This window comes from Pseudomonas sp. RA_35y_Pfl2_P32 (assembly GCF_963970735.1).
Lineage (GTDB): Bacteria > Pseudomonadota > Gammaproteobacteria > Pseudomonadales > Pseudomonadaceae > Aquipseudomonas.
Genome location: NZ_CAXAQF010000337.1, coordinates 1 through 449 on the forward strand (window position 1 = coordinate 1; position 449 = coordinate 449).

At 61.9% G+C, this 449-nt stretch carries 1 protein-coding gene; it reads left to right on the forward strand.

The window, feature by feature from the left end; all coding sequences use genetic code 11:
* A partial coding sequence (locus AACY45_RS28580; protein ID WP_339548825.1) for an outer membrane protein occupies positions 1–449 on the forward strand: 449 nt, incomplete at both ends.

Consider the following 449-nt stretch of genomic DNA (forward strand, 5'->3'; position numbering starts at 1 on the left):
CGGCTCGCGCGCGTTTGGCATCGAGCCTTACATCGGCGTGATGGGCGGCTGGGAACAGTTCGATAACGAGCGCAACCACGGTATCCCGCAGGCGCTGAACGCCGATGGCTCGCTGCGCAACAACTACCGTCTCGCAGGCGCGTTGGTACAGGGCGTGGCCGGCATCAACGTGCCGCTGGGGCCGGTGTTCGTCGGTGCGGAAGGCAATCTTGCCAAAGGCGTCTCTGGCAACATCAACTGGGAATATGGCGCAGCCGGTCGTTTCGGCGTGCGCGCCGGTGACAGCGGCATGTTCTACGGCAAGGTCGGCTATCAGTGGGTCGAGTTCGATCATTATTCGACCTACTCGACCGGCAATACCAGCAAGAAGCAGTATGGCGACATCACCTACGGGATCGGCACCGAGTTCGGCCCGAAAGACATCGGCCTGAAGGGCATCACCGGCAATG